1 rRNA gene is annotated in these 2567 nt (G+C 50.0%); it reads left to right on the forward strand.

The window, feature by feature from the left end:
- Positions 1-2567: ribosomal RNA gene (locus tag ACTG7Q_RS10815) — 23S ribosomal RNA — on the forward strand; the annotation flags it as partial.

Raw genomic sequence — 2567 nt, forward strand, 5'->3', positions numbered from 1 at the left:
TCAGTGAATTAGAAGAATAGACTGGGAAGTCTAGCGACACAGGGTGATAGCCCCGTATTCAAAAATTCACTGGTGGTACTAAGCTAACAAGAAGTAGGGCGGAACACGAGAAATTCTGTCTGAAGATAGGGGGACCATCCTCTAAGGCTAAATACTCCTGATTGACCGATAGTGAACCAGTACTGTGAAGGAAAGGCGAAAAGAACCCCAGCGAGGGGAGTGAAATAGAACCTGAAACCGTGTACGTACAAGCAGTGGGAGCCGCAAGGTGACTGCGTACCTTTTGTATAATGGGTCAGCGACTTATATTTTGTAGCGAGGTTAACCGAATAGGGGAGCCGAAGGGAAACCGAGTCTTAACTGGGCGAATAGTTGCAAGGTATAGACCCGAAACCCGGTGATCTAGCCATGGGCAGGTTGAAGATTGGGTAACACTAATTGGAGGACCGAACCGACTAATGTTGAAAAATTAGCGGATGACTTGTGGCTGGGGGTGAAAGGCCAATCAAACCGGGAGATAGCTGGTTCTCCCCGAAATCTATTTAGGTAGAGCCTTGAGCGAACACCTTCGGGGGTAGAGCACTGTTTCGGCTAGGGGTCCATCCCGGATTACCAACCCGATGCAAACTGCGAATACCGAAGAGTGATACTCAGGAGACACACGGTGGGTGCTAACGTCCATCGTGAAGAGGGAAACAACCCAGACCGCCAGCTAAGGTCCCAAAGTACTAGTTAAGTGGGAAACGAAGTGGGAAGGCTTAGACAGCTAGGATGTTGGCTTAGAAGCAGCCATCATTTAAAGAAAGCGTAATAGCTCACTAGTCGAGTCGGCCTGCGCGGAAGATGTAACGGGGCTAAAACTAGTCACCGAAGCTGCGGCATCAGTGGTAACACTGTTGGGTAGGGGAGCGTTGTGTAAGCGGAAGAAGGTGAGTCGAGAGGCTTGCTGGACGTATCACAAGTGCGAATGCTGACATAAGTAACGATAAAACGAGTGAAAAACTCGTTCGCCGGAAGACCAAGGGTTCCTGTCCAACGTTAATCGGGGCAGGGTGAGTCGGCCCCTAAGGCGAGGCTGAAAAGCGTAGTCGATGGGAAACGGGTTAATATTCCCGTACTTGGATAAATTGCGATGTGGGGACGGAGTAGGTTAGGCAAGCAGCCTGTTGGATGGCTGTTTAAGCGTGTAGGTGGAAGAGTTAGGCAAATCCGGCTCTTTATTAACACTAAGGCGTGATGACGATTTCCCAAGGGAAAGAAGTTGTTGATACCACACTTCCAGGAAAAGCCACTAAGCTTCAGATTTATCTAAACCGTACTGAAAACCGACACAGGTGGTCAGGTAGAGAATACTCAGGCGCTTGAGAGAACTCGGGTGAAGGAACTAGGCAAAATAGCACCGTAACTTCGGGAGAAGGTGCGCCGGCGTAGATTGTAGTGATTTACTCACGAAGGTTGAACCGGTCGAAGATACCAGCTGGCTGCAACTGTTTATTAAAAACACAGCACTCTGCAAACACGAAAGTGGACGTATAGGGTGTGATGCCTGCCCGGTGCTGGAAGGTTAATTGATGGTGTTATCGAAAGAGAAGCTCCTGATCGAAGCCCCAGTAAACGGCGGCCGTAACTATAACGGTCCTAAGGTAGCGAAATTCCTTGTCGGGTAAGTTCCGACCTGCACGAATGGCATAATGATGGCCAGGCTGTCTCCACCCGAGACTCAGTGAAATTGAAATCGCCGTGAAGATGCGGTGTACCCGCGGCTAGACGGAAAGACCCCGTGAACCTTTACTATAGCTTGACACTGAACCTTGAATTTTGATGTGTAGGATAGGTGGGAGACTAAGAAGTAGCAACGCCAGTTGTTATGGAGTCATCCTTGAAATACCACCCTTTAACGTTTGATGTTCTAACGAAGTATGTGAAACGCGTACTCGGACAGTGTCTGGTGGGTAGTTTGACTGGGGCGGTCTCCTCCCAAAGAGTAACGGAGGAGCACGAAGGTTTGCTAATGACGGTCGGACATCGTCAGGTTAGTGCAATGGTAAAAGCAAGCTTAACTGCGAGACAGACAAGTCGAGCAGGTACGAAAGTAGGTCATAGTGATCCGGTGGTTCTGAATGGAAGGGCCATCGCTCAACGGATAAAAGGTACTCCGGGGATAACAGGCTGATACCGCCCAAGAGTTCATATCGACGGCGGTGTTTGGCACCTCGATGTCGGCTCATCACATCCTGGGGCTGAAGTAGGTCCCAAGGGTATGGCTGTTCGCCATTTAAAGTGGTACGCGAGCTGGGTTTAGAACGTCGTGAGACAGTTCGGTCCCTATCTGCCGTGGGCGTTGGAGAATTGAAAGGGGCTGCTCCTAGTACGAGAGGACCGGAGTGGACGCATCCCTGGTGTTCCAGTTGTGTCGCCAGACGCATTGCTGGGTAGCTACATGCGGGAGAGATAAGTGCTGAAAGCATCTAAGCACGAAACTTGCCTTGAGATGAGTTCTCCCCGACTTAAAGTTGGTAAGGGTTGTTTAAGACGAAGACGTAGATAGGTGTGGTGTGTAAGCGGTG

It is taken from the genome of Lonepinella sp. BR2474, from assembly GCF_051851555.1.
Lineage (GTDB): Bacteria > Pseudomonadota > Gammaproteobacteria > Enterobacterales > Pasteurellaceae > Lonepinella.